This is a genomic window from Lachnoanaerobaculum sp. Marseille-Q4761 (assembly GCF_017565785.1).
Taxonomy (GTDB): domain Bacteria; phylum Bacillota; class Clostridia; order Lachnospirales; family Lachnospiraceae; genus Lachnoanaerobaculum.
In genome coordinates, this window is record NZ_JAGEKB010000008.1 from 1 (window position 1) to 6,890 (window position 6,890).

The 6,890-nt window shown below is 34.8% G+C and carries 5 protein-coding genes and 1 pseudogene; all 6 read right to left on the minus strand.

Features of this window, described 5'->3' with window-relative positions; translation table 11 throughout:
• Positions 1–89: 89 nt before the first annotated feature.
• Positions 90–1,343 carry a recombinase family protein gene (locus J4O15_RS15680; protein ID WP_243762121.1) on the minus strand — a complete coding sequence of 418 codons (1,254 nt, stop codon included), beginning with the start codon at positions 1,341–1,343 and terminating at the stop codon, positions 90–92.
• A 4-nt stretch (positions 1,344–1,347) separates the two neighbouring features.
• A complete protein-coding gene (locus J4O15_RS15685; protein ID WP_208101513.1) occupies positions 1,348–3,027 on the minus strand; it encodes a recombinase family protein in 1,680 nt (559 codons plus the stop codon).
• Complete coding sequence (locus tag J4O15_RS15690; RefSeq protein WP_208101516.1) at positions 3,028–4,698, minus strand: recombinase family protein; 1,671 nt, start codon at positions 4,696–4,698, stop codon at positions 3,028–3,030.
• 138 nt (positions 4,699–4,836) lie between these two features.
• On the minus strand, positions 4,837–5,067 hold the full coding sequence (locus J4O15_RS15695) for a DUF6870 family protein (RefSeq protein ID WP_208101518.1): 231 nt from the start codon (positions 5,065–5,067) through the stop codon (positions 4,837–4,839).
• A 531-nt stretch (positions 5,068–5,598) separates the two neighbouring features.
• A complete protein-coding gene (locus J4O15_RS15700) occupies positions 5,599–5,997 on the minus strand; it encodes a sigma-70 family RNA polymerase sigma factor (protein WP_208101520.1) in 399 nt (132 codons plus the stop codon).
• A 315-nt stretch (positions 5,998–6,312) separates the two neighbouring features.
• Positions 6,313–6,890, minus strand: a pseudogene (locus J4O15_RS15705) (hypothetical protein); the annotation flags it as partial.

Sequence of the window (6,890 nt, forward strand, 5' to 3'; positions counted from 1 at the left end):
TAATCCAAACCTTTACACTGCTGTCAAGGAAATCTTTAATAGATAATATGGAGCCTGAACGGCGTGTTAGACTCCATAAGTTTAATAGATTAAGATGTAGAAGACAAGCTTACCCGTGTACAGTAACCCGCTTTCAGCTTTTTCTTTCGCTCAAGCAGGCTCTCACAAATACTTTCTCTGACTCTTTGCTCAACCATTCTCGTCTGCTCTTTCTCAAGAAAGCTCTCGGTGTAAAGATGAATTTCCTTTGACACGATTTCTTCCAGTATTAAGGCTTGTATCTTTCCTTTCATGCAGCCACAGTCTTTTTCTTTGTACCGATACGAACAGCAGTATCCGTCGTTTTTGCCATAGTAAACTGTATAGCTCATCTTATGATGGCATTTCCCGCAATAGACTTTGTCCTGAAGAATATGAAAATGCTTCCGTTCTCGGCTGATATGTTTTGCATTGCTGCTTAATCTGTTTTGAACTTTTGCAAAATCCTCTTGTGAAATTATAGCTTCATGCATATCTTCTCGTATGATCCAGTCCTTACTATCCATCCATTGTCGATGATCCGAGCCTACTTCATATACTCTTGTCTTTCCACCGATGATTGCTCCCGTATAAACTCTTTGTGTTAAGAGATACCGAACAATCTGTCCCGTCCAAATTCCGCTTCCTCTTTTCAGTCCTATGTGCTTGGCAGGGGTTAAAACTTCTCTCTCGTTAAAATCTTTGGCAATCACAAGCATACTTTCTCCACTTAAATATCTTGTAAACACTTCTTCCACAATCGGTCTTACTTCTTCATCGACAATAAGCTGATGATGGTCTTTTTCGTTTTTTACATATCCATACGGTGCTTTTGAGCCGAAGTAATAGCCTTTATCCTGTCTTACTCTAACGGATGAACGCATTTTTTGTGAAATATCTTTGGAATAGTAGTCATAAACAAGATTCTTAAAAGGAATTTCCAAACTGCTGATTCCGTTTTCGTTGTTCTTACTGTCATAATTGTCATTCACAGAAATAAAGCGGACTTGCATAAAGGGAAAAATCTGCTCAATATAGGCTCCGGATTCGATATAATCTCTGGCAAAGCGAGATAAATCCTTTACAAGTATGGTCTTTACTTCATTTTTCTTGACAAGAGCAAGCATCTTTTGAAAAGCGGGGCGATTAAAGTTTGTTCCTGTATAACCGTCATCGATATGCTCCCTTATCTGAAAACCTGTAAATTCTTCCCTTGAGCGGATATAGTCTTTTAAGATTTCCCTTTGAGAAGTGATACTGTTGCTTTCATCTTGCTGATCGCCATCTTCCAGTGAAAGTCTTAGATAAAAATCTACGGTATTCATATCATCACCTTTTTACCTTTCTTCCAATTTTTTCGGTAATGACAGGCATTTCTTCAAATTTAAATTTGATTTCTACTGTATGGTCTTTTCCGATGAATATCTTATCTATGATGGCTTTCACAAACTCTTTGTTCCATTTCTTTGACTTGCCTTTAAAGATTGCTTTCAAATACTGATGCTTTTCTTCAAGCCTTCGTTTTTCTTCATCAAAGATTGCAACTTGCTTTTCTTTCAGGCTTTCAAGCTCTTTTTTCTTTTGATGGAGATGTTCCTTTTCTCTTTCAAAATCTTCCTTTCTCCAATCTCCTAAGACATACTTTTCGTAATACTCGCTTTGAAGCCTGCTCAGTTCTGAGATTCTTCTGCCGATTTCTGTCAGCTCTTTTTCATTTTGCTGCTTAATTTCTCTTTTTATATCTGCATAACCATCTAAATATGCCTTATAGCTTTTCTTATTATTGGAAAGAATAGTGTCAAATGCAGCTTTTACGGTATTTTGGATTGTACGGTCTGTAATTACTGCTTGGCATTTTTCTGCCTTGTATTCTCCAAATCGGTTACAGCTAAAGTAAAATATTGTTCTTTTCCCATTTAATTGTCGATGAACGCTCATTCTTTTTTGACAAATATTGCAGTAAACCATTCCTCGAAAGATAGTGTCGTCTTTAGCAGCCGCATTTTCCTCTCTGCTTCTTTTTATTGGAGCTGCTTTTTCGGAAATTTTCTCCTGCACCTTTTCAAAGGTATCCATAGAAATAATGGCTTCATGGGCATTTTCAGTTACTATCCAGTGTTCTTCAGAGAGCCTTTCCCTTGGTTTCATTTCATAAAGATGTTTTTGATTTTTCCCCTGTATCAGCGTTCCTGTATATGCACGATTTTTAAGCAGCTGTAAGATGGTTGTCTGTTTCCACAGCCTGATTGGTTCACCGCTATCAGATATGGCTTTTCCAATTTTTCGGTAATCGGTTGCAATATATACTTTTTTTTCCAGAAGAAGTTTGGATATACCTGATGTACTCAGTCCTTTCAGATAGGCATCAAAGATTTCTTTGACAATAGGAGCAGTATTTTCATCCGGATACAAGCGTCTGATTCCATCTTCATCTTTTCTTGCTCTATATCCATACGGTGCAACTCCACAGATAAATCCGCCTTGTTTGAGCCTCATCTGATGCGAGCTTGACACTTTCTTCGAAATATCTTTAGCATAGGTTTCATTAACGATATTTTTTAAAATAACCTCCAAAGATTTATTCGGATCATCCATCTGAAAGGTGTCCAGATTATCATTAACGGCAATAAATCTTACTCCAAGAAACGGAAATATCTTTTCAATAAAGTTTCCAAGCTCCGTATAGTTTCTTCCAAAACGAGATAGATCTTTTACAATAATACAGTTGACCTTTCCTGTCCTTATTTCTTCCATAAGATTTTCAAAGTCCGGTCTCTCAAAGTTTGTTCCTGTTTTTGCAATGTCCTTATATATACCTACCAAGTTATGCCCGTCATTCCTTTTTATATAGCTCTCACAAAGAGCAATCTGATTTTCAATGGAATCACTCGGTTTTTCTTTTTTATCCCTTGAGATCCTTGTGTAAATCGCCGTTTGAAAACTGTTTACATTTTCTTTGCTTACCTGAGCTTCTTCTGATTTTACCCGTCTGTTCGCTGTCCTTGCCATCTACACCACCTCCTTCATTTTCCCGGAGGATTGTTTTGCATAGTTACTTAACTTATCCAATATCTCTGTAGTTTCATCATAATTAAAACGAACCTCTATCATTTTTTCTTCCAAAACACAGATTTTATCTACCAATCTTACAAGGAGTCCTCTTTCTAAAGTACTTATATTCCCGTATGCTCTTATTTCAGAAAAGAAATCTTTATTACCCAAACTCTTTTGATAGAGCCTCGAAATTTCCTTATTCTGTTTTTCTAAAATCAGCTCACTTTCTACAATACGGTTAGTATAAAACTCTCTCATATCATAAAATTCCTCTTCGGAAATGATTCCTTCTTTTAAATCTTGATACAGAGCCGATTTTAAAAGTTCAAACTTCGCCTTGCTTTTCTTGGTATATTCCTGTCTTTTATCTGTTTTCTTAAACAGTTCATATGACACTTCCATTTCTCTTAGTTTTTCTAAAACAACTTCATACTTCCCAAGGGAATGAATGTGGCGTCTGAGCATCTCAAGTATGGTTATTTTTAAATCTTCCTGTTTTATGCAGTGCCTACTGCAATTATGTCCTTTATTATATGAAGAACAAATATAATAGACCATTGGTATTTTACCCCGTTTGTCTACTTTCTTCGTCATCTGTGAGTTACAGTCTTTACAAAATAAAAGTCCTGCAAATAAATCCGCTTTTTCTCCAACATTCTTTGCTTTTATATCGCATTTCAAAAGTTTTTGTACAATTTCAAAGTCTTGAATATCAATAATCGCTTCATGGTTATCCTCAATTTCAATCCAATCGCTTCTATCCTTAGAAACCACTTTATCCAGCTTATAGTTTATCTTTTCCCTTTTTCCCTGTTGAAGTGTCCCTATATAGATTTCATTGGTTAAAATGCGATTAACCGCCGGTGTATCCCACTTGGTAACAGCCTTTGTACTAAAGCCTGTCTTATACCTTATACCCATTGCCCTTTTATGTTCCATCGGAGATAATATTCCGTTATCATTTAAGTGTTTAGCAATAGAGTAGGAACTGTATCCCTCAAGCTTCATAGAGAAGATTTTCTGTACTACATATTCCGCTTCTTTATCGATTACTATTTTGTGCTTATCTTCTTTATCCTTTTCATAGCCATAAGGAGTATAGTTTGAAATAAACTGTCCCTGCTTTCTCTTTACCTTGCAGACACTTCTGACCTTTGCGGAGGTATCTCTGCAATAATTGTCATTTATAAAACTTTTAAACGGAATGACCAAGTTTTTTTCCGTCTCACTGGCTGTATAGCTGTCATAATTATCATTTAAGGCAATAAACCTTATATCAAGGGATGGAAACACTTTTTGCAGGTATCTTCCGCTATCAATGTAATCTCTGCCAAATCTTGATAAGTCTTTTACTATAATGCAGTTGATATTACCTGAAATCACATCTTCCATCATTTTCTTAAATGCCGGTCTTTCAAAGTTTATCCCGGAATATCCGTCATCAACATATTCCTCTATCAGTTCCATATCTTCATTTTTATCAATGAAATCCTTAAGCTGAAGTCTTTGATTGGAAATGCTGTTGCTTTCCACCTTAAAGCCTTTATCATATTTCTCATCATCCTGAGATAGTCTAAGGTACATTGCAACTTTAAGAGTATCGGTATTTAAAATATTTTTAGACACAACAAAACCTCCAAACTTTCATATTCTTTTAGGAAAAATATGATAACTTGGAGTCTTTCAACACCTATAAACTTGTATCTCTATTTAAGAGATATTATAGCACATCCAAACAAAAAAGTCTGCTCCCTTATCATATTTCTAATCAAGTAGCATTGCTTTCTTTTTTAAGTAAGATAACAAGCAATCCTCCAAATGTCTTCCGTTTCCTGCATAGCTACATTTAACAACTACATTGCCGACTTTCATAAAATACATGGAAAGCGGATCCATATTCTTTTTATCTTTTATATCTTCAATATCAGGAACGATTTTTCTGTCTATATTTTCTATCGGCATATTTTTATACCTTTTCAATTCTTCTAAACTCATTAAAAGCTCCTTCCTTTGTTATTTTCTTTATTTAAGTTTTATGACATTAACAGGTGTCTTGGCACACAACATAGGAATTTCACCTCCGCCTCTTTTCAAGATGAGCCGGCTTTCACTAAAGAAGTATCATTATCCCCATTTACATCATCGCAAATAGGCTGCCACACCTATTTTTGTCTTACAAATTTGTCGCTCACTTTCTTTTATCCTTTGTATTTGCAAGTATGTGTTTAAACCGAGGTTGCCGGAGGGTACATGGTTATTCCCTCAAGTCCTAATCTTCTCAGCAGAAAGGTCTTAGCGTTTGTTGACAGATGCTCCATAAATGGTTATTGTCCTGTTTTGGTCTATTTAGCTTTCAAGGTACAAGATTCTTATATTTTCAAAAATATATTCAATTTTCCAAAGGTAAAATTTTTCCCTCTATATATAAACCTTACTTTCAGATGCTTTTGTTTCCACTTTTTAAAATTTTTTTTAAAAATATAGGGAACAAACTGCAAATCCGGTCTGCTCCCTACTTATTAGTTACTATTTAAGCATCTCTCTTAGCTTTTTTAAAATCTTATTTCTAAAACTGAAAATCTTCTTAGAAGATACCTGTTGCTCTTTTGCTAAATCACGAATGGTCATTTTTTTGAAATACAAAGAATCTATCACCTTTAACTCTTCAGCATTTAGCTTTCGCAGTGCCTGATATAGATCCTTGATTCTCATTTTAGTTTCAACGATTTTTTCGATATCCACATCTTCATCTACAACGGAATTCAAATCAATCTTGTAATCCTCATACCCGTAAACCTTATATTTTTTATCTGATTTATTTAAATAAGCCTCATGATTGACTTGTTTCTTATATGCTTTATATATTTCATCGGATACATATATCTTTTCACCTTTTACATAGATATATTTTCTATCATCTGTCATTTGTGAAATCCTCCTTTTTATCCAAAATTTCAAATCCGATTTTTTGAACAAAAAAAGGAGGACTCCTGCATTTTGGCATGCGAAATCCTCTAATGAATAATACATATTCTATTTTCAGTTTAGGATAGTTCTATAAAGCTCCACAATTACATTCATAAAATTTAATAGTTACATGACTGAAAATTATAACCACTTAATACTCTATTGCCTCTACTCTTTGCTTCTTCAAAAACGCTTTTATATTATCTGTCTTTTCTACCAAAAAGGCAGCATATCCATTAAACAATAGAGCATATATGAAAATTTTGCAAAATATCACTTATTAAAATATTTATCCATTAATTCAAGCCATTCTTCCGTTCCGGGGCTGTAATAAACGGCATCTCCCAAAATAAACCCTTCTCCGACATATAATCCCGGGTAATACGGTGGAATCTGCAACTCTATTTCACTTCCATCTTTTTTTGTAAGAATCAACAAATCCTCATAAGATGTTGCCCCTAAATAATATATCTCGGAATTTTTTAAAACCTTTACTATTTCATTAACAGCATCCGTATCTTCTATGTTTAGAACTCTACTCTGCCATTTTTCCGGGTTTTTTCGAATCCGTTTTATAGAAGAAATATCTGTAATTTCATTTAAAGAACGAACCTCGTAAAAATCTTCAACCATTTTATAAATAGATTGATTCATATGGATAAAGGGTATACCTTCTCCCTCATCATTACACAAGTGTACATCTCGACCATCTATTATTTCCGGAGGAACCGGGGTCTTATCACTTGTAATTATACCAAGCTCATCAGGTGAAATCGGCTTATATGCATAAAATTCTTCTCCATGCTTCCATTTATACATAGCTATGTACGAAGTCCCGAATGGCTCAATAG